19 protein-coding genes are annotated in these 20,554 nt (G+C 74.2%); all 19 read left to right on the forward strand.

Annotation, left to right across the window (positions count from 1 at the left end):
- A partial coding sequence (locus tag V6V16_RS08935) for a peptidoglycan D,D-transpeptidase FtsI family protein (protein WP_334561343.1) occupies positions 1-1,795 on the forward strand: 1,795 nt, incomplete at its 5' end.
- A 91-nt stretch (positions 1,796-1,886) separates the two neighbouring features.
- Positions 1,887-3,410 carry a UDP-N-acetylmuramoyl-L-alanyl-D-glutamate--2,6-diaminopimelate ligase gene (locus tag V6V16_RS08940; protein WP_334561345.1) on the forward strand — a complete coding sequence of 508 codons (1,524 nt, stop codon included), beginning with the start codon at positions 1,887-1,889 and terminating at the stop codon, positions 3,408-3,410.
- Positions 3,407-4,831 carry a UDP-N-acetylmuramoyl-tripeptide--D-alanyl-D-alanine ligase gene (locus tag V6V16_RS08945; protein ID WP_334561347.1) on the forward strand — a complete coding sequence of 475 codons (1,425 nt, stop codon included), beginning with the start codon at positions 3,407-3,409 and terminating at the stop codon, positions 4,829-4,831. The genes V6V16_RS08940 and V6V16_RS08945 overlap by 4 nt, the downstream gene beginning before the upstream one ends.
- On the forward strand, positions 4,828-5,955 hold the full coding sequence (gene mraY / locus V6V16_RS08950; protein ID WP_334561349.1) for a phospho-N-acetylmuramoyl-pentapeptide-transferase: 1,128 nt from the start codon (positions 4,828-4,830) through the stop codon (positions 5,953-5,955). The genes V6V16_RS08945 and mraY overlap by 4 nt, the downstream gene beginning before the upstream one ends.
- A 286-nt stretch (positions 5,956-6,241) precedes the next feature.
- Positions 6,242-7,672, forward strand: a complete 1,431-nt coding sequence (locus tag V6V16_RS08955) for an FtsW/RodA/SpoVE family cell cycle protein (RefSeq protein ID WP_334561458.1) — start codon at positions 6,242-6,244, stop codon at positions 7,670-7,672.
- Complete coding sequence (gene murG / locus V6V16_RS08960) at positions 7,672-8,778, forward strand: undecaprenyldiphospho-muramoylpentapeptide beta-N-acetylglucosaminyltransferase (protein ID WP_334561351.1); 1,107 nt, start codon at positions 7,672-7,674, stop codon at positions 8,776-8,778. Before V6V16_RS08955 ends, murG begins: the two co-directional genes overlap by 1 nt.
- A gap of 309 nt (positions 8,779-9,087) precedes the next feature.
- Complete coding sequence (murC, locus tag V6V16_RS08965) at positions 9,088-10,632, forward strand: UDP-N-acetylmuramate--L-alanine ligase (protein WP_334561353.1); 1,545 nt, start codon at positions 9,088-9,090, stop codon at positions 10,630-10,632.
- Positions 10,629-11,444, forward strand: a complete 816-nt coding sequence (locus V6V16_RS08970) for a cell division protein FtsQ/DivIB (protein WP_334561355.1) — start codon at positions 10,629-10,631, stop codon at positions 11,442-11,444. Before murC ends, V6V16_RS08970 begins: the two co-directional genes overlap by 4 nt.
- A gap of 245 nt (positions 11,445-11,689) precedes the next feature.
- Positions 11,690-12,805, forward strand: a complete 1,116-nt coding sequence (ftsZ, locus tag V6V16_RS08975) for a cell division protein FtsZ (RefSeq protein ID WP_334561356.1) — start codon at positions 11,690-11,692, stop codon at positions 12,803-12,805.
- Between the two features lie 8 nt (positions 12,806-12,813).
- Positions 12,814-13,560, forward strand: coding sequence for a YggS family pyridoxal phosphate-dependent enzyme (locus V6V16_RS08980; RefSeq protein ID WP_334561358.1), 747 nt, complete (start codon positions 12,814-12,816; stop codon positions 13,558-13,560).
- Positions 13,561-13,751: 191 nt separating this feature from the next.
- Positions 13,752-14,447 (forward strand): cell division protein SepF, encoded by a 696-nt coding sequence (locus V6V16_RS08985; protein WP_334561360.1) that lies wholly within the window; start codon positions 13,752-13,754, stop codon positions 14,445-14,447.
- 30 nt (positions 14,448-14,477) lie between these two features.
- Positions 14,478-14,783, forward strand: a complete 306-nt coding sequence (locus V6V16_RS08990; protein ID WP_334561361.1) for a YggT family protein — start codon at positions 14,478-14,480, stop codon at positions 14,781-14,783.
- Positions 14,784-14,827: 44 nt separating this feature from the next.
- Positions 14,828-15,634 (forward strand): DivIVA domain-containing protein, encoded by an 807-nt coding sequence (locus V6V16_RS08995; RefSeq protein WP_334561363.1) that lies wholly within the window; start codon positions 14,828-14,830, stop codon positions 15,632-15,634.
- Between the two features lie 76 nt (positions 15,635-15,710).
- Positions 15,711-16,328, forward strand: coding sequence for a hypothetical protein (locus tag V6V16_RS09000; protein WP_334561364.1), 618 nt, complete (start codon positions 15,711-15,713; stop codon positions 16,326-16,328).
- 18 nt (positions 16,329-16,346) lie between these two features.
- Positions 16,347-16,646, forward strand: a complete 300-nt coding sequence (locus tag V6V16_RS09005) for a DUF167 domain-containing protein (RefSeq protein ID WP_334561366.1) — start codon at positions 16,347-16,349, stop codon at positions 16,644-16,646.
- Between the two features lie 22 nt (positions 16,647-16,668).
- Positions 16,669-18,168 carry a potassium/proton antiporter gene (locus V6V16_RS09010; protein ID WP_334561367.1) on the forward strand — a complete coding sequence of 500 codons (1,500 nt, stop codon included), beginning with the start codon at positions 16,669-16,671 and terminating at the stop codon, positions 18,166-18,168.
- 221 nt (positions 18,169-18,389) lie between these two features.
- A complete protein-coding gene (locus V6V16_RS09015; protein ID WP_334561368.1) occupies positions 18,390-18,809 on the forward strand; it encodes a TraR/DksA family transcriptional regulator in 420 nt (139 codons plus the stop codon).
- A 66-nt stretch (positions 18,810-18,875) separates the two neighbouring features.
- The gene (lspA, locus tag V6V16_RS09020) at positions 18,876-19,505 is read left to right on the forward strand and encodes a signal peptidase II (protein WP_334561369.1); all 630 of its coding nucleotides are present in this window, start codon (positions 18,876-18,878) and stop codon (positions 19,503-19,505) included.
- Complete coding sequence (locus V6V16_RS09025; RefSeq protein WP_334561370.1) at positions 19,502-20,446, forward strand: RluA family pseudouridine synthase; 945 nt, start codon at positions 19,502-19,504, stop codon at positions 20,444-20,446. Before lspA ends, V6V16_RS09025 begins: the two co-directional genes overlap by 4 nt.
- Positions 20,447-20,554 lie beyond the last annotated feature (108 nt).

Raw genomic sequence — 20,554 nt, forward strand, 5'->3', positions numbered from 1 at the left:
CGCGCGCCGGCCGGACCGCCCGGCCGCCCGGCGGCCGTCGCGCAAGCCGGCGAAGCCGCCCCGGCTGGCCGACCCCCGGCGCCGGCTGCGGCTGGGCACCGTGCTCACCCTGACGCTCTTCGCCGTCATCGGCATCCGGCTGGTCGTCCTCCAGGCCGTGGAGACCCCCGCGTACGCCGGCGGCGGCGTCACCGACCGGCTGCGCACCGTCACCCTGCCGGCGGCGCGCGGCGCCATCTACGACCGCTCCGGCGCCCCGCTGGCACACAGCGTCGAGGCCCGCTACGTCTACGCCGACCCCACCCAGATCGAGGACCCGCCGAGCACCGCCAAGACGCTCTCGCCCCTGCTCGGCATCCCCGCCTCGGAGCTGGCCGAGAAGATGAAGCAGCGCAAGCGGGAGAACGGCAAGGACTCGCAGTTCGAGTACCTCGCCCGGGGGGTCGACATCGACCGGGCCCGGCAGATCACGGCGCTGGAGCTGCCCGGCATCTACACCCACCGCGACGAGCGGCGCGAGGTGCCCGGCGGCGACCTCGCGGCCAACCTGCTCGGCTTCACCAGCCAGGACATGGTGGGGCTGGAGGGGCTGGAGGCCCGCTACGACGACGTGCTGCGGGGCAAGGACGGCAAGCGGGTGTACGAGGTCGGCCTCGGCGACCTGGCCGCCCCGATCCCCGGCGGCTACAGCGAGACCACGAAGGCCAGGCCGGGCAGCTCCGTCCAGCTCACCATCGAACGCGACCTCCAGTTCATGGTGCAGAAGATGCTCAGCCGGCACATGGCGCGCAGCAAGGGCAGCACCGGCGCCGCCGTGGTGATCGAGATTCCCTCCGGCGAGGTGCTGGCCCAGGCCAGCCACCCCACCTACAACGCGGCGAAGCCCGTGCCGAGCGACCCGAGCGACCGGGAGGACGCGGCCACCAGCTTCGTGGTCGACCCCGGCTCGGTGCACAAGGCGATCACCTTCGGCGCCGCGTTGCAGGAGCGCGTGATCACCCCGGACACCACGATGCCCATCGCGAACAGCATCAAGAAGGGCGACACCTGGTTCTCGGACACCCACCGGGCCGACGGGCGGCGGATGAGCCTGCCCGGCATGATGGCGTACTCGTCGAACGTCGGCACCATCCAGATCGCCGACAGGCTCGGCCCGGAACGCCTCATCGACTACCAGAAGCGCTTCGGTCTCGGGGAGCCGACGCGGGTGGGCATGCCCGGCGAGGCCAGCGGGCGGCTGCTGCCGGCCGACGAGTGGAGCGGGTCGTCGGCCGGGTCGGTGCCGATCGGGCACAGCGTGGACGCCACGCCGCTGCAGATGGCCGCCGTCTACGCGGCGATCGCCAACAACGGCACGTACGTGCAGCCGCGCCTGGTCAAGGAGGTGATCGGGCCGGACGGGAAACGTACGCCGACTCCGCCCCCGGTCACCCGGTCGGTGCTCAGCCCCGAGAACGCCGCCGCGCTGCGGACCATCCTGGAGGCGGTCACGACGGTCGAGGGCGCCACCGGCGAGGCCGCGGCGATCCCCGAGTGGCGGGTGGCCGGCAAGACGGGCACCGGCTGGCGGTTGGTCGACGGGCGCAAGCAGCCCGGCGAGGTCGCCTCGTTCATCGGGATGGCCCCGGCGGAGAAGCCCCGTTACGTCATCGCGGTCTTCGCGCACACGCCCTCCGGCGGGGGCGGGGACATCGCGGCCCCGGCGTTCCGGGACATGATGCAGTTCACGCTGCGGCAGAACGGCGTGCCGCCGAGCGGGGAGAAAGCCCCCAAGTTCACCGTCTATCCGCGCTGAGCGGGCGGGCCGGGACATCATCGGTGAGTGCGGACGAACCACCGGGGCGGCTGTGCGCCCGGAACCGGACGACCGGGTAGGGTCTGACGCCGTGCCCGGCAATCCTCGTCCCCGTACCGTGATCGGTGTCCGGCTCGGCGACCTCGCCTCCCGGCTCGCCGTCGACCCCCCGGAGGGTGCCGCCGAGATGGTGGTCACCGGGGTTACCCACGCCAGCCAGGAGGTCCGCCCCGGCGACCTCTACGCGGCCCTGCCGGGCGCCCGCCGCCACGGCGCGGAGTTCGCCGCGGGGGCGGCGGCCGCGGGCGCGGTGGCCGCGCTGACCGACGCGGCCGGTGCCCCGGCGGTGGCCGCGGCGGGGCTGCCGGCGCTGGTGGTGCCCGACCCCCGCGCGGTGCTGGGCACCCTCGCCGCCGCCGTCTACGGCGACCCGACCGATCAGCTGACGGTGATCGGGGTGACCGGCACGGCCGGCAAGACCTCGACGGCCTACCTGGTCGAGTCCGGCCTGCGGGCCGCAGGCCACACCACCGGCCTGATCGGCACGGTGGAGACCCGCCTCGGCGACCTGGTGATCGACAGCGTGCGCACCACGCCGGAGGCGACCGACCTGCACGCCATGCTGGCCGCCGCCCGCGAGCGCGGCGTCACCGCCGTGGTCATGGAGGTCTCCAGCCACGCCCTGGCGATGGGGCGGGTCGGCGGCGTCCGGTTCACCGTCGGCGGCTACACCAACTTCGGCTCCGACCACCTGGACTTCCACGCCGACTCGGCGGACTACTTCGCCGCGAAGGCCCAGCTGTTCGACGGGCGCTGCGCGGTGGAGGTGCTCAACCACGACGACCCGGCGCTGAAGCCGCTCCGCCGCCCGGCGACGGTGACCTACTCGGCGGCCGGCGACCCGAGCGCGACCTGGTGGGCCGGCGAGGTCGGCGGCGAGGGGTACGCGCAGCGGTTCACCGCGCACGGCCCCGACGGGCTGACCCTGCCGGCCGGCGTGGCGCTGCCGGGCCGGCACAACGTGGCCAACGCGCTGCTGGCGATCGCCGCGCTGGTCGCCGCCGGCGTGGACCCGGAGACCGCCGCCGCCGGGGTGGCCGCCTGCGGCGGGGTCCCCGGCCGGCTCGAACTCGTCGGCGCCCCCGGCCCGGTCCGGGGGGTGGTCGACTACGCGCACAAGGCGGACGCGATCGTGGCGGCGCTGGCCGCACTGCGGGAGTTCGGCGCGGGTCGACTGATCTGCGTGATCGGTGCCGGCGGGGACAGGGACCGGGGCAAGCGGCCGGTGATGGGCGCCGCCGCGGCGGAGGGAGCCGACGTGGTGCTCGTGACCGACGACAACCCGCGCACCGAGGACCCGGCGGCGATCCGGGCCGAGGTGCTCGCGGGCGCCCGGGAGGCCGGCACGACGGCCCGGATCGAGGAGGTGGCCGACCGCCGGACGGCCATCGACGCGGCGGTCCGGCTGGCCGAGCCGGGCGACGTGGTCGCCGTGCTCGGCAAGGGCCACGAGCGCGGGCAGGAGATCGGCGGCGAGGTGCACCCGTTCGACGACCGCACCGAGCTGGCCGACGCGCTGCGCGCCCGCTTCGCCGACCCGGCGGGTCAGCGGTGATCCCGCTCAGCCTGGCCGAGGTCGCCTCGGCGGTCGACGGGCGGCTGGCCGGCGCCGACCCGCGGGCCCGCGTCACCGGTCCGGTCGAGTTCGACTCGCGCAAGGTGCGCCCGGGCGCGCTCTTCGTCGCCTTCCCGGGCGAGAAGGTGGACGGGCACGACTACGCCGCCGGCGCGGTGGCGGCCGGCGCGGTGGCGGTGCTCGGCACCCGGGAGGTGCCCGGCGTGCCGATGGTGCTGGTCGACGACGCGCTCGCCGCGTTGGGTCGGCTGGCCCGCGCGGTGGTCGACCGGCTGCCCGGGCTCACCGTCGTCGGGTTGACCGGCTCGTCGGGCAAGACCACCACCAAGGACCTGATCGCCCAGCTCACCGCGCGGCTCGGCCCGACCGTCGCCCCGCCCGGGTCGTTCAACAACGAGCTTGGGCACCCGTACACGGCGTTGCAGGCCGGGCCCGAGACCCGCTACCTGGTGATGGAGAAGGGCGCGCGCGGGGTGGGGCACGTCCGCTACCTCTGCGACGTGGTGCCGCCGCGGATCTCCGTGGTGCTCAACGTCGGGGTGGCGCACATCGGCGAGTTCGGCTCGGTGGAGACGATCGCGCTGGCGAAGGGGGAGCTGGTCGAGGCGCTACCCGCCGAGGGGCTGGCCGTGCTGAACGCCGACGACCCGCTGGTCGACGCGATGGCCGCGCGTACGGTCGCCCGGGTGGTCCGCTACGGCGAGGCGGCGCACGCCGACGTGCGCGCCGAGGACGTGACGCTGGACGACCGGGGACGGCCCGCGTACACCCTGGTCACCCCGGAGGGGAGCGCGCCGGTGCGGCTCGGGCTGACCGGCCGGCACCAGGTGTCCAACTCGCTCGCCGCCGCGGCGGTGGCCCGCGAACTGGGCATGCCGCTGGCCGAGCTGGCCACCGCGCTCGGCGCGCTGGGCCTGGTCTCCACGCGCCGGATGGACGTCTTCGAACGCGTCGACGGGGTGACGGTGATCGACGACTCGTACAACGCCAACCCCGCCTCGATGGCGGTCGCGCTGCGCGCGCTGGCCGGCATCGGGCGGGAGCGGCGCACCGTCGCGGTGCTCGGCTACATGGCCGAGCTGGGCCCGTTCGAACGCGACGGGCACGCCGAGGTCGGCCGGCTCGCGGCCGAACTGGGCGTCGACCGGCTGCTCGTGGTGGGCGAGCCGGCCGCGCCGATCCATGAGGGCGCGACATCGGTAGGTGACTGGGGAGGAGAGTCGGTGCTGCTCACCGATCAGGCGGCGGCCGTCGAGGTGCTGCGGAGCGAACTACGGCCGGGTGACGTCGTCCTGGTGAAGGGTTCGCGGTACCGCACCTGGGAGGTGGCCGACGCGCTGCGCGCGGAGGCCGCCGGTGGCGGGGCGAACGGGCAGGCGACGGAGGGCGGCGCCGCATGAGGGCGGTCATCGTCGCCATCGGGGTGGCCTTCCTGGTCTCGCTGTTCTGCACACCGATCGCGATCAAGGTGTTCGCCCGGCTGAAGGCCGGCCAGCCGATCCGATCAAACCTCGGGCTCGCCAGCAACGAGGGCAAGAAGGGCACGCCGACGATGGGCGGCGTGGTGTTCATCCTCGCCACGGTCATCGCGTACGTGGCCGGTCACCTGGCCCTGACGACCCTGCCGGACGCGCAGATCGCCCAGGTCGAGCCGACCATCACCGCCCTGGTGCTGCTGGGACTGATGGTCTTCTCCGGTGCCGTCGGCTTCATCGACGACTTCCTGAAGGTGCGTAAGCGGCACAGCGGCGGTCTCAACAAGCGCGGCAAGCTGCTCGGCCAGATCCTGGTCGGCGCGGTCTTCGGCGTGGTGGCGCTCTACTTCCCGAGCACCATGACCGACGCCGCGGGGGCCGAGACCAACACCGAGACCGTGGGCAGCACGACGCTCAGCTTCATCCGGGACATCCCGGCGCTGGACGTCACCAAGATCGGCGCGGTGGTCATCTTCATCTTCGTGGTGATGGCCGCGACCAACGGCGTCAACCTCACCGACGGCCTCGACGGCCTGGCCACCGGCGCCTCGGTGATGGTCCTCGCCGCGTACGCCCTGATCGCCTTCTGGCAGTACCGGCACTGGTGCGCCGACCCGAACTACACCCAGGACTACTGCTACTCCGTCCGGGACCCGCTGGAGATCGCGCTGATCGCCGGCGCGGCGGCCGGGGCCTGCGTCGGCTTCCTGTGGTGGAACACCTCGCCGGCCCGGATCTTCATGGGCGACACCGGCGCGCTGGGCCTCGGCGGCCTGATCGCCGGCATGGCGATGTCCACCCGGACGATCCTGCTGCTGCCGATCATCGGCGGGCTCTTCGTGATCATCACGATGTCCGTGGTGATCCAGATCATCTCGTTCCGCACCACCGGCAAGCGGGTCTTCCGGATGTCGCCGTTGCAGCACCACTTCGAGCTCGCCGGGTGGAGCGAGGTCAACATCGTGGTCCGGTTCTGGATCATCGCCGGCATCGGGGTGGCCATCGCGCTGGGCCTCTTCTACAGCGAGTTCCTCGCCAACATGACCTGAGCACGACCGGTCGGCCCGCCACGGGGCCCGGGCGCGTGTCGCCCGGGCCCCGTGGCGCGTACGGGCGGGGCCCTCCGGCCGCCCGGCGCAAGCCCGACACGCCGACCGGCCCGTTGCGCCGGTGGTGGCCCCGGGGAACCGCCATGATGTCGGGGTGGGGGAGGGACGAGGCAACGAGGTCACGACGGAGGGGACGCCCCGGCGGGCGGGGGGAGGCACGCGCACCCGCGACGCGCCCGCCGCGACGCGGGGGCCGGACGACCCCGGTCCCCGGGCGCCGCGCGCGGTGGACGCGGTGGGCGGCCTCGCCGCGCTGCGCGGGCTGCTGGACCGGCCGCTCGCCTCCTACTACCTCCTGCTCTCCAGCGCCGGTCTGCTGCTGCTGATCGGCCTGACCATGGTCTTCTCGGCGACGAGCGTGCGGGACTACGCGGAGAACGGCAACGCCTCGACGTCCCTGGTCAAGCAGGCGATCTTCGCCGTGATCGGCATCGTCGCGTTCTGGGCGTGCCAGCGGCTGCCGGCCACCACCTACCGGTCGCTGGGCCGGCCGCTGCTGTTCACCGCCATCGGCCTGCTGCTGGTGCTCAACCTGCTGCTCGCGTACGCCCGGCTGACGGGTCAGGATTCCGCCCGGCTCGGCCCGGTCGAGGCCCGGCTGCTCTGGCTCTTCGTCGGCGGCATCCAGGTGCAACCCTCCGAGTTCGCGAAGTTCGCGCTGGTGCTCTGGGGCGCGCACGTGATCGCCCGCAAGGGCGCGGCGCTGGGCTGGTGGCGCGAGCTGGCCACGCCGCTCTTCCCGGTGGTGGGCCTGCTCTTCGTCCTCGTCGGCTACAACGACCTGGGCACCATGCTCTGCCTGCTGGCCCTGGTGGTGGGGCTGCTCTGGGCCGCCGGGGTGCGGATGCGGGTCTTCGCCGCGCTCTCCGCGGTGGGCCTGCTCGGCATCGGCCTGCTGGTCGCGGTGGCCTCGCTCGGCGCCGGCTCCGGCGAGACGGGCGAGAAGAACTACCGGCTGGCCCGGCTGACCGCCTTCATCGACCCGCCGCCGCCGGACCAGTGCAAGCTGGAGGACTGCTACCAGATCGCCCAGGCGCGCTACGCCATCGAGAACGGCGGGTGGTTCGGCGTCGGCCTCGGCAAGAGCAGCCTCAAGTGGCAGTGGCTGCCGGCGGCGGAGAACGACTTCATCTTCGCCGTGGTCGCCGAGGAGCTGGGCGTCGTCGGGTGTGTCGTGGTGGTGGCGCTCTTCGCCGTGCTGGCGTACACCGGCCTGCGGATCGCCCGCCGGGTGGAGGACCCGTTCCGCCGGCTCGCCGCCGCGGCGGCGACCACCTGGCTGGTCGGCCAGGCGGTGATCAACATCGGTGGGGTCGTCGGCCTGCTGCCGCTGACCGGCGTGCCGCTGCCGTTCATCTCCGACGGCGGGAGCGCCCTGGTCGTCACCCTCGCCGCCATCGGGATGCTGGCCTCCTTCGCCCGCGCCGAACCCGACGCCGCCAGAGCGCTGCATGCCCGTCCGCCGGCCCGATGGGTCCGACTACTCTGGGCCCCGTTGCCGCCGCTTCCCGGGCGGCGCCGCCGTCCGGCGGCGCCCCCGGCTGCCCGAGGGTCCGTGCCCCGGGCGCGGGAGCGGCGGCCCGACGACCAGGCCGCACCGCGCGGGGTCCGGCTGGCCCGGACCCGTCGCGAGTCGGCGGACGAGAGGAGACGTTGATGGGTCCGCTGCGTTCGGTGGTGCTCGCGGGAGGTGGCACCGGGGGGCACATCTACCCGCTGCTCGCCTTCGCCGACTGCCTGCGCCGACACGACCCCGGCGTCCGGATCACCTGCCTGGGCACACCGAAGGGGCTGGAGAACGAGCTGATCCCGCCGCAGGGCTACGACCTGCGGCAGATCCCGGCCTACCAGCTGCCCCGGTCGGTCAACATGAACCTGGTCAAGACCCCGGGCCGGATGTGGACCGCGGCGCGCGCCGCCGGCAAGGTCGTCGACGAGGTGCGCGCCGACGTGGTGGTGGGCTTCGGCGGGTACGTCTCCGTGCCGGCCTACCTCGCGGCCTGGCGCCGCGAGCTGCCGATCGTGATCCACGAGGTCAACGTGCCGCCGGGGGTGGCCAACCGGCTCGGGATGAGGTTCACCCGGCACGTCGCGGTCGGCTTCCCGCACCAGCCCGCCCAGGCGGAGGCGCTGCGCGACGCGCGGGTGGTCGGCGTGCCGCTGCGCCGGGGCATCGCCGGGCTGGACCGGTTCGCGATGCGCAACGCGGCCCGGGCCCACTTCGGACTCCGTCCCGACCTGCCGGTGCTCTTCGTCGCCGGCGGCTCGCAGGGCGCCCGCTCGATCAACCTCGCCGTGGCCGGGGCGGCCAAGGAGCTCGCCCGCAACGGGGTGCAGGTGCTGCACGTGATCGGCGCCCGCAACGAGCCGGTGCCCGTCCCCACCGACCTGCCGGTCCCGTACGTGACACTGCCGTACCTCTCCGAGATGGAGGCCGGCTACGCCGCGGCGGACCTGATGCTCGGCCGGGGCGGGGCGATGACCTGCGCGGAGGTGGCCGCGATCGGGCTGCCCACCATCTACGTCCCCTATCCGCACAGCAACCAGGAGCAGAAGCGCAACGCGCTGCCCGTGGTGGAGGCCGGCGGCGGGCTGCTCGTCGACGACGCCGAGCTGACCCCCGACTGGGTCGAGCGGACGGTCATCCCGCTGATCCGCGACCCGCACCGGCTGCACGCGATGGGCGCCGCGGCGTCGGCCTACGGCCGCCGCGACGGCGACGAGGCGCTGCTCAACTTCGTCTACGAGGCGGTGGCCAAGTGAGCGCGAGGAGTGAGCTTGCGAGCCCCGCGGTCGCGAACGAAAGGCAGGCGCGATGAGCGCGAGGAGTGAGCTTGCGAGCCCCGCGGTCGCGAACGAAAGGCAGGCGCGATGAGCGCGAGGAGTGAGCTTGCGAGCCCCGCGGTCGCGAACGAAAGGCAGGCGCGATGAGCGCGAGGAGTGAGCTTGCGAGCCCCGCGGTCGCGAACGAAAGGCAGGCGCGATGAGCGCGAGGAGTGAGCTCGCGGGCCCCGCGGTCGCGAACGACGGTGGCCCCGGGATCAGGGGCACCGTGACGGGAAGGTACTCGGCATGAACACCGCACAGTTCAGCCCGGCGGGCACGCTCACCGCCGAGGACCTGGGCACGATCCACCTGATCGGGGTCGGCGGGGTCGGCATGAGCGGCCTGGCCCGGCTCTTCCTCACCCGGGGCATCCGGGTCTCCGGCAGCGAGCTGCGGGAGTGGCCCTCGCTGGCCGGCATGCGGGCCCTCGGCGGCACGATCCACATGAGCCACGAGGCGTCCAACCTCGACGGCGTCGACACGGTGGTCTACTCCTCGGCGATCCCGCAGGACCACCTGGAGATGGTGGAGGCGCGCCGGCGGGGCCTGCGCGTGCTGCACCGCAGCGAGGCCCTGGCCGCCGCGATGACGGGCCGCCGGACGGTGGCGGTCGCGGGCACCCACGGCAAGACCACCACCACCTCGATGGTCACCATGGTGCTCCAGCAGGCCGGGCAGGATCCGTCCTTCGTGATCGGCGGCGAGATCTCCGAGGTCGGCTCGGGCGCCCACCACGGCACCGGCGAGTACTTCGTGGTCGAGGCGGACGAGAGCGACCGCTCCTTCCTCATCTACCGCCCGTACGTGTCGATCATCACCAACGTCGAGGCCGACCACCTGAACACCTACGGCGACCTCGCCACGCTGGAGGCGGCGTTCGCCGAGTTCGCCCGGCTGACCGACCCGGAGGGCTTCATCATCACCTGCGCCGACGACCCGGGCGGGCGGCGGCTGGCGGAGACGCTGCGCGCGGAGGGCCGCCGGGTGCACACGTACGGCGAGGCCGCCGACGCCGACCTGCGGCTGACCGACATGGCCTCGTCGGCCCGGGGGGTGCGCTACCTGGCGGGCATCGACGGGCGGTCGCTGGGCGAGTTCCGGCTGCCGGTGCCGGGGCGGCACATGGGGCTCAACAGCGCCTCGGCCGTGCTGGCCGCGTACCTGCTGGGTCTGCCGCTGGAGGCGGCGGAGGGCGCGCTCGCGGCGTTCCCCGGCGTGCGGCGGCGCTTCGAGCGCAAGGGCGTCGCGGACGACGTGCTGGTCTACGACGAGTACGCCTACCACCCGACCTCGATGACGCTGGCGGCGCGGACGCTGCGCGAGGTGGCCGGCGAGGGCCGGCTGATCGTGGTCTTCCAGCCCTACCGGCTCTACCGCACCCGCGACCTCCAGGCGGAGATCGCCGAGGCGCTGGCCATCGCCGACGAGCTGGTGCTGCTGGAGGTCTTCGGCCCGGGCGAGCTGCGCCAACCGGGGGAGGGGTCGGCGGCGTTGATCGAGGCGGTGGCGCTGCCGGCGGAGCGGAAGGTCTTCGTGGACTCGTGGGAGGCCGCGCCGGTGGAGGTGGCCCGGCGGGCCCGCCCCGGCGACGTGGTGGTGACCATGGGCGCGCCGCCGATCTCGTTGATGGGGGACCAGCTGCTCGACGTGCTGTCGGCGCGTGCCGCCGATCCGGCGGCGCCGGCGGGCACGACGCCCGGCGGCGACGCGGGCGGGGCGACGACGATCGGCGGCACCGTGCCCGGCGTCGGCGGCGCGGTCCCGGACGGCGCGGCGCCCGCGGCCGGATGAGTCCCGGCCCGGCGCGGGGGCGCACCACCGGCGCGGACGGCGGCGGCCGTCGCGGGCCGGAGCGGCGATGGCAGCTGGTCCGGGCCGGCAGCGACGCGGTCCCGGCCTCGACCCGCCGGTTCATGGCCCGGGCCCGGCAGCGCCGGATGCGCGCGGCGCTGCCCTGGGCGATCGCCGCGGGCGTGCTCGGCGTGGTCGGGCTGGTCGCCTGGACCGTGCTCGGCACCGGCCTGTTCGGGGTGCGTGAGGTCCGCGTCGAGGGCGCCGAGCTGGTCACCAGCGTGCAGGTACGCGACGCGGCGGCGGTGCCCGACGGCGCCCCGCTGGCCCGGGTCGACCTGGCCGCCACGGCGCGGCGGGTCGGTGCGCTGCCGGCGGTCGAGCGGGCGGTGGTCACCCGGGACTGGCCGGCCACCCTGGTGGTGCGGGTGACCGAGCGCACCGGCGTGGCGGCGGTGCCGCGCGGAGAGCAGTTCGTGGTGATCGACCGGGCGGGCGTGGTCTTCCGGAGCGTGCCGCAGGCGCCGGACGGGCTGCCGCTGGTCCGGCTCGCCGAGCCGGGGCCGGGTGACGGGGCGACACGGGCGGCGCTGGAGGTGCTCGCCGTGCTCACCCCGCGGTTGCGCGCCGAGCTGGCGGACGTGACCGTCGAGGGGCTGGCCCGGATCACGCTGCGGCTGCGCGGCGGCCGGGAGGTGGTCTGGGGGGACGCGACCCGGGGCGTGGACAAGGCCCGCGTGGCCACCGCCCTGCTCGACCGGAAGGCCGGCACCATCGACGTCAGCGCACCGGATGTGGTGACCCTGCGGTGACCGGGGGTGCCGACGGTGACGTGACCCGTCCCGCTCCGGCGGCGACACGCCGCGCGGGTCCTTGGTTCCCGGCGTGGGGGCGCTTACCTTGCCCGGAAGGGGATCAGTGGTTGACATAACGGTAAGCCTCTAGTAGAGGGTGAGGGTTTGATCCTGATCCTCGCTGGTGACAGCTGTCGTCTACCGCTGGCTGGCCAAGCCGTACCCGGTCGGCCCACGCCAATCTCGAAGGGAAAGGACCGAGGATGACACCTCCGCACAACTACCTGGCGGTCATCAAGGTCGTCGGCATCGGTGGCGGCGGCGTCAACGCCGTCAACCGGATGATCGAGGTTGGGCTCAAGGGCGTCGAGTTCATCGCGATCAACACCGACGCGCAGGCGCTGCTGATGAGTGACGCCGACGTGAAGCTCGACGTCGGCCGTGAGCTGACCCGTGGGCTCGGCGCCGGCGCCAACCCCGACGTCGGCAAGAACGCCGCCGAGGACCACCGCGACGAGATCGAGGAGGTGCTCAAGGGCGCCGACATGGTCTTCGTGACCTGCGGTGAGGGCGGCGGCACCGGCACCGGCGGGGCGCCGGTGGTGGCGAACATCGCCCGCAAGCTCGGCGCGCTGACCATCGGCGTGGTCACCCGGCCGTTCTCCTTCGAGGGCAAGCGCCGCCAGGTGCAGGCCGAGTCGGGGATAGACGAGCTGCGCAACCAGTGCGACACCCTCATCGTCATCCCGAACGACCGGCTGCTGGCGCTGGGCGACCGCAACATCAGCATGATGGACGCGTTCCGCACCGCCGACCAGGTGCTCCTCTCCGGTGTCCAGGGCATCACCGACCTGATCACCACGCCGGGCCTGATCAACCTGGACTTCGCCGACGTCAAGAGCGTGATGAGCGGGGCGGGCAGCGCCCTCATGGGCATCGGCAGCGCGCGCGGCGAGAACCGCGCCGTGGAGGCGGCCGAGGCGGCCATCTCCAGCCCGCTGCTGGAGCAGAGCATGGACGGCGCGCGCGGCGTGCTGCTCTCCATCGCCGGCGGGTCGGACCTGGGCCTCTTCGAGATCAACGACGCCGCGCAGCTCGTCACCGACGCGGCCCACCCGGACGCCAACATCATCTTCGGCGCCGTCATCGACGACGCCCTCGGCGACGAGGTGCGGGTCACCGTCATCGCTGCGGGCTTCGACGGGGGCGCGCCGGCGTACAAGGCGTCGGACTCGGGCCGCAAGCCCAACCAGAACCAGCCGACGCAGCCCGCGCCGCCGGTGACGCCGCCGAGCACCCTGCCGCCCCAGCAGCAGTCGCCCCGTCGGGTGCTCTTCGACGACGTCGACGTGCCCGACTTCCTCAAGAACGGCTCCTGAGCCCGCCGATGACCGACAGTCCCGCCACGGTGCGCCCGCAACGGCGCGCCGAGCTCGAGGCCGGCCTGGCCCGCGTACGGTCGCGGATCGCGCGGGCCTGTGCCGCCGCCGGCCGCGACGACTCCGAGGTCACCATGATCGCGGTGACCAAGACCCACCCCGCCGGGGACGTGCTGGCCCTCGCCGGGCTGGGCGTCACCGACGTGGGGGAGAACCGCGACCAGGAGGCGTCCGCGAAGGCGGCCGAGGTGGCCGCTGCCGGTGCGCTGCCCCGGTGGCACTTCGTCGGGCAGTTGCAGCGCAACAAGGCCCGCTCGGTGGTCCGCTACGCCGACGTCGTGCACTCGGTCGACAGTGTCCGGCTGGCGCGGGCGTTGGACTCGGCGTCCGCGGCCGGGCGGGACCGGCCGCTGGACGTGCTGCTCCAGGTCAGCATCGACGGGGACGCGGCCCGGGGTGGGGCGTTGCCGGACTCGGCCGATCCGGGTGTCGGCCTCGCCCCGCTGGCCGAGGCCGTGGCCGGGGCGGAGGCCCTGCGGCTGACCGGCCTGATGGCGGTGGCGCCGCTGGGCTGGGAGCCGGAGCGGGCGTTCGCCCGGCTGGCCGAGGTGGCCGCCGCGTTCCGGGCGGTCCATCCGGGAGCCGTCGCGCTCTCCGCCGGGATGAGCGGCGACCTGGAAATCGCCATCCGGTACGGCGCGACACATGTCCGCGTCGGCAGCGCGTTGCTCGGAATGCGTCCCACGCTGCGGTAGCCTGACCGCGAGAAGCAAATTACATCTGTGTTGTTTGAAGGGGCGGCGTCCCGTTGTCGGGGGTCGTGGCACGCGACGCGAATCGCGTGTCAGGGGATTGCCGGTCCGGCGCGGTGGGCAGAAGTGGTCCACTCGCGACAAGCGACACGGCACGGGGGCGCTTGCCGCACGGCGGACGGGAAGGGCGCGGGATGGGTGCACTGCGCAAGGCGGGGGTCTGGCTCGGTCTGGTCGAAGAGGACGACGAGCGGGCCTACGACGACGGTGGCTACGACAAGGGCGGCTACCGCGATTCGCGCTACCGGCAGAGCCGGTACTCGGAGGAGTTCGCCGACGAGGACGAGGACGACGCCGAGGAGCCGCCGGCGCCCCGGTCCCGGCTGGGCGACCGCGGCCGGCTCTCCGAGCGCGCCGCGGCCCGGGCCGCCGAGGCCGAGCGGGGCGAGAGCGACCGACCGGAGCGGGTCGAGCGGTCCAGCGTGCGCTCCATCACCCGGTCGACGGCCGGCGAGACCTCGGGGGCGCTGACCTACCACACCCGCGACAACCTGGCCCTGGCGCCGCAGTCGCAGCCCCGGGAGCGCGCGGTGGTCGCCGAGGAGGAGCAGCGCTACCAGATCACCACGCTGCACCCCACCACGTACCGCGAGGCGCGCACCATCGGTGAGCACTTCCGCGACGGCGTTCCGGTGATCATCAACCTCACCGAGATGGACGAGGCGGACGCGCGTCGACTTGTCGACTTCGCCGCCGGTCTGGCCTTCGGTCTGCGGGGTACGATCGAGCGCGTGACCAATCGGGTGTTCCTGCTCTCACCGGCCAATGTCCAGGTCACCGCGGAGGACAAGGCCAAGATCGCCGAGGGCGGCTTCTTCAGCCTGAGCTAGCCCCGCCCGACCCGAGGGACGTCGCCTGCCGTGTTGTCGATCGTGCTGCAAGTGTTGTACCTGGTGCTCTACGTCTTCCTGCTCGTCCTGCTCGCCCGGTTCGTCCTGAGCGCCGTCCTGCAGTACGGCCGCCGCTGGCAGCCGGGCCGCGGGGCATCGGCGGGGCTGGAAATCGTGTGGAGCGTCACTGATCCCCCTCTCAACGCGTTGAGGCGTGTGATCCCTCCGTTGCGAATTGGTACCGTGAGCATCGACCTGGCCTCACTTGTGCTCCTGGTTATCCTGTTCGTGCTGATGGAGTTCGTGTTGAGGCGGTCGATCATCGGCACCGTCTGATGACCGACGCGCTTTCGCGGCCGCAACTGACCCGAGGAGTTTCGATGCCGCTGACCCCGGCCGACGTCCACAACGTCGCCTTCAAAAAGCCGCCGATCGGCAAGCGGGGGTACGACGAGGAGGAGGTCGACGCTTTCCTGGACGAGGTCGAGCGTGAGCTGGCCCGTCTCATCGAGGAGAACAACGAGCTGCGCGCCCAGGTGGAGCGCGGCGGCCGTGGTGGCGCCCCCGCCGGCCCCGGCGGCGACGCCCGTCTCGCGGCGGAGCTCAACGACGTCAAGACCCAGCTCGACCGGGTGCAGCGCGACAAGGCGGCGGCCGAGCAGGCCGCCCGCGCGATGCAGGCCGAGCTGGAGCAGGTCCGCTCCGCCGGTGGCCCGGCGGCCGGCGGTGACGGTGAGCAGCAGGCGCTGCGGGTGCTGATGATGGCCCAGCGGACCGCCGACGACCACGTCTCCGACGCGCGTCGCGAGGCCGACCAGCTGCTCTCCGAGGCCCGTTCCAAGGCCGAGGAGGTCACCCGCGAGGCCCGCGCCAAGGCCGACGCCCTGGAGCGCGACGCCCGCCAGCGGCACCAGGAGGCCATGGGCGGCCTGGACGCCAAGCGCACCGCCCTGCAGAAGCACATCGAGGAGCTCAAGCAGTTCGAGCGGGAGTACCGGACCCGGCTCAAGGCCTACCTGGAGAGCCAGCTGCGCGACCTCGACGGCCGCGGCCAGGGCCTGGAGGTCGAGATGACCCGCGGCGGCGAGGGCACCCGGGCCGCCGGCGGCGGCAACGGGCTGGCCACCGCCGGTCTCGCCGGTTCCTACGGCGGCGGTCGCTCCGGCGCTCTCGAAGCCGGTCGCTGAACCAACGGTCGGCGACCGTCATCACCGTGACGGTCGCCGGCCCGGCCTCATCAGCACGACGCGGCGGGGGTGAGCCGTGATAGTCGCCAGTCTCCTGCTCATCCTCGTCGCGGTGGTGCTGCTGGTGGTCGGCCTGGCCGGCGGCTCCAGCGTTCTCCTGACCATCTCCATCGCGGCCAGCCTGCTGGCCGCCGTCGCACTGATCGCGGGTGCCCGCCAGGCCGCCGCGGACCGGGCGACGGCGGATCCGGGCCGGTCGCGGTGGCGGCCCGGCCGGGCTGCCCGCGCGACGGGCGGGGCCTCCGCCCAGCGGGCGTCCACGGAGCCGGGGATCCCCGTCCAGCACGTTCCTCCCACGGTCGAGACCGACGGCGCCGGGTGGCGGCAACCACCCGGGCCGCCGGTCGCCGACGACGTGGACCCGCACCCCTTCGCGTCCGACGCCACCGGGCCGTACGACGACGAGCCGCCGGTGCTGGCGGTCGCGCCGGCCGACGCCGCCCGGGTGGCCCGCCTCGACGCCGAGGTGTGGGTGGTCGACGGCCGGCCCCGCTACCACCTCGCCGACTGCGCGCACCTCGTCGGGCGGGAGCACGAGCCGTTGCCGGTCGCCGAGGCCGTCGACCTCGGCTTCACCCCGTGCGCCCGTTGCGCGCCGGACGCCGCCCTGCTCGCCGACTCCGGCCGGATCTGAGCGGCGGCACGATCCTCCATGACAGACGCGCTGACCGTCGCGGTCCGGGTGAAGCCCGGCTCCGCCCGTGCCCGCGTCGGCGGCCGCTTCGACGGGCCGCTCGGGCCGGCCCTGGTGATCGCGGTGAACGCGCCGGCCGTCGACGGGCGGGCCACCGAGGCGGCCCGGCGGGCGCTGGCCGCCGCGCTGGGCGTACGGCCGGCTGTGGTGTCGCTGCGGGCGGGCGCGGCCGGTCGGGACAAGCTCTTCCTGGTCGAGGGCGGCGCCGCGGAGCTGACCGGGGCGCTGCGCCGGCTGCGCGACGGGGCCGCCGGGTGACCGACGCCCGGGCCAGGCGGCGGTGACCCCGGGGCTGGATGTCGCGCTCCTGCTCGGCGCGGGTGTCCTGCTGGTCGCGGTCGGCGCCGTCCGCCTCTCCACCCGCCTCGGCCTGCCGAGTCTCCTGGTCTACCTGGCCCTCGGCGTGGCTATCGGGGAGGGCGGGCTGGGCATCCGCTTCGACGACGTCGAGCTGACCCGGACCCTCGGCTTCTGCGCGCTCATCGTGATCATCGCCGAGGGCGGGCTGACCGCCCGGTGGAGCGCCCTGCGTCCGGTGCTGGGGCTGGCGGCCCTGCTCTCCACCGTGGGCGTGGTGGTCAGCATCGGGGTCGTCGGACTCGCCGTACACCTGCTGCTGGGGTTGGACTGGCGGTTGGCCCTGCTCTACGGCGCGGTGCTCTCCTCCACCGACGCCGCGGCGGTCTTCGCCACGCTGCGCCGGCTGCGGTTGCCGCCCCGCCTGGTGGCGACGCTCGAGGCGGAGTCGGGGATGAACGACGCCCCGGTCGTGCTGCTGGTGGTGCTGCTCTCCCGGGAGGGGGCGACCCATCCGTGGTGGTACGAGGTCGCCCTGGTGAGCTACGAGCTGGGCGTCGGCGCGGCGGTCGGCGTGGTGGCCGGCGTCGGCGGGCGGTGGGCGCTGCGCCGCGCCGCGCTGCCGTCGGCGGGGCTCTACCCGATCGCGGCGGTGGGGCTGACCGTGTTCGCCTACGCCGCCGGGGCGTCGCTGCACGCCTCGGGCTTCCTCGCCGTCTACGTGGCGGGGGTGATCCTCGGCAACGCCCGGCTCCCGCACCGGCAGGCGATCCTCGGCTTCGCCGACGGGCTGGCGTGGCTGGCCCAGATCGGGCTCTTCGTGCTGCTGGGGCTGCTCGTCTCGCCGGACCGGCTGGGTTCGGCGGTGCTGCCCGCCGTGGTCGCCGGGCTGGCGCTGGTGCTGCTGGCCCGGCCGCTGTCGGTGGCGGCGTCCGCGCTGCCGTTCCGCTTCGACCTGCGGGAGCAGGCGTTCCTGTCCTGGGCGGGGCTGCGCGGGGCGGTGCCGATCGTGCTGGCCACCATCCCGCTCTCCGAGCGGGTGCCCGGTGCCGACCGGCTCTTCGACTCGGTCTTCGTGCTGGTGGTGATCTTCACGCTGGTGCAGGCCGGCACGCTCGCCCCGGCGGCTCGCTGGCTGCGGGTGACCGCGCCGGCCGAGGCGACCGAGCTGCGGGTGGAGACGGCGCCGTTGGAACGGATGCGCGCCGATCTGCTCCAGCTGGAGGTGCCGCCCGGTTCCCGGCTGGCCGGCGTGCACGTCGACGAGCTGCGGCTGCCGCCGGGCGCCTCCGTGACGCTGGTGCTGCGCGACGGCGTGGGGACGGTGCCCGGTCCGGACTTCCGGCTCAAGACCGGCGACAGCCTGTTGATCGTGGCGGCCGCCGGGGTGCGCGACGAGGCCGAGCGGCGGTTGCGGGCGGTCAGCCGGCGCGGCCGGCTGGCCCGCTGGTTTGGCGAGTACGGCCGGGGGGCCGACGCCTGATCTGCTAGCGTTCCTTTTGCCCGAGTTAGGGATGACTAGGGGCCGAACGTCGGTGCGGCGGGGCGGCACGTTGTCGTGCGCCTGCACGTTCCGTATTCTTGCGAATCTCCGGAGTGCGCGGCCCCGTTGCCGCGCGCCCCTTTTGTACCTGGGGCGCCGATGCCGGCGGCCCCTGTCCAGGTGCCGCGGTCCGCCGCGGTTCCGCGGCCGAGGGAGCGACGATGGCGAAGCCAGCCGACACCAGGACCGCCGGCCGCAAGCCGGTGGCGAAGGCCACCCGCAGCGCGGCGGAGACCGAGAAGATCCGGGCGGCCCTGGCGGCGCGTCGTGACGAGTTGCGCGCCGAGTACGATCAGACGCTGAGCGAGATCACCGAGCTGCAGCGCGACCGGCTGACCGACTCGGCCGGCGACGACCAGGCCGACACGGGTACCAAGACGTTCGAGCGTGAGCAGGAGATCTCACTCGCGAACAGCATCCTGGAACGGATCACGCAGGTCGAGCGGGCGTTGGAGCGGCTCGACGAGGGTGGCTACGGCTGGTGCGAGCGGTGCGGCAACCCGATCCCGGTGGAGCGGCTCGCCGCCTTCCCGTCGGCCACCCTCTGCGTGACGTGCAAGCAGCTGGCGGAGCGGCGCTGAGGCCCGCTCCCCGGCGGCCGTGAAGGGCGGCGCGTGAGCGCCGCCGAGAGTGTCGATGGGGAGCAGATGTCCGAAGCACCGCCCGCCGGGCCCGGCGGCGTCGAGCCGGGTGCCGCCAGCGCCGAGCCGAGGGCCGGCACGCCGCACGGCCGGGCCGTCACCATCCTGTTCGGCCTCGCGCTGATCCTGCTCCTGGCCGACGCGGCCACCAAGCACCTCGCCCTGCGTGGTCTGGAGGACCGGGAGCCGGTCCGGCTGCTCGGCGGGGCCGTCTATCTCAGCCTGACCCGCAACAGCGGCGCGGCGTGGAGCATCGGATCCGACCACACCTGGATCTTTTCGCTGATCACCCTCGGGGTGGTCGGGTGGATCGTCTGGATGGCACTGCGGCTGCGCTCGCTGCCCTGGGCGATCTCGCTGGGCCTGGTGCTCGGCGGGGCGCTGGGCAACTTCGTCGACCGGGTCTTCCGCGCCCCGGGCTGGTTCGTGGGGCACGTGGTGGACATGGTCAGCGTCTTCGCTCCGTACGGCCGGGTCTTCCCGGTGTTCAACCTGGCCGACAGCGCCCTGTTCTGCGGCGTGGTGCTCGCCCTCGGGCTGGAGCTGACCGGCCGCCAGCGCGACGGCAGCCGGATCGGCCGGGACGAGGCCACCGGGGCGGCGCGTGCCGACGCCGGGCAGCGGGAGCGGGCATGACCGCCGCCTTCGCCGCCGGCGGCGACAGCCGTTCCCTGCCCGTGCCCGACGGCCTCGACGGCAGCCGCCTCGACCAGGCCGTGTCGCGGCTCTTCGGGCTCTCCCGCACCGCCGCCGCGGCCCTGGTCGACGCCGGTGACGCGCTGGTCGACGGGGTGGCCCGGGCCAACTCCTACCGGGTCAAGGCCGGCTCCTGGCTGGAGGTGACCCTGCCCGCGCCGGTCGCGCCCCCCACCGTGGTGCCGCAGGCGGTGCCGGGCCTGCGGGTGGTCCACGCCGACGACGACATCGTCGTGGTGGACAAGCCGGTCGGCGTGGCGGCCCACCCCAGCCCCGGCTGGACGGGCCCGACGGTGATCGGCGCGCTGGCCGCGATCGGGCACCGCATCTCGACCAGCGGCGCCGCCGAGCGGCAGGGCGTGGTGCACCGGCTCGACGTGGGGACCACGGGGATCATGGTGGTGGCCAAGAGCGAGCAGGCGTACACCGCGCTGAAGCGGGCGTTCAAGTACCGCGAGGTGGAGAAGCGCTACCACGCGGTGGTGCAGGGGCACCTCGACCCGCTGCGCGGCACCGTCGACGCCCCGATCGACCGGCACCCCACCCACGACTACCGGTGGGCGGTGGTCTCCGGCGGCAAGCCGAGCATCACCCACTACGACACGATGGAGGCGTTCCCGGCGGCGAGCCTGGTCGACGTCCGGCTGGAGACCGGGCGCACCCACCAGATCCGGGTGCACTTCTCCACCCTGCGGCATCCGTGCGTCGGCGACCTCACGTACGGCGCGGACCCGACCCTCTCCGCCCGGCTCGGTCTCGACCGGCAGTGGCTGCACGCCCGTTCGTTGAGCTTCCTGCACCCGCGGACGGGCGACGAGGTGCGCTTCGTCAGCGACTACCCTGACGACCTGGACCGCGCGCTCGAGATCCTGCGCGACTGAGCGTCGTCCGGCCCGAGACGATCCGACGAGGAGACCCGACCGTGCGCGCCCGGCGACCTGCTTCGGCAACCGACCGACAGCCGGCGACCCGACCGGCGCGGCGGCCCC

The sequence above is a fragment of the Micromonospora sp. CPCC 205561 genome, assembly GCF_036906775.1.
GTDB lineage: Bacteria > Actinomycetota > Actinomycetes > Mycobacteriales > Micromonosporaceae > Micromonospora.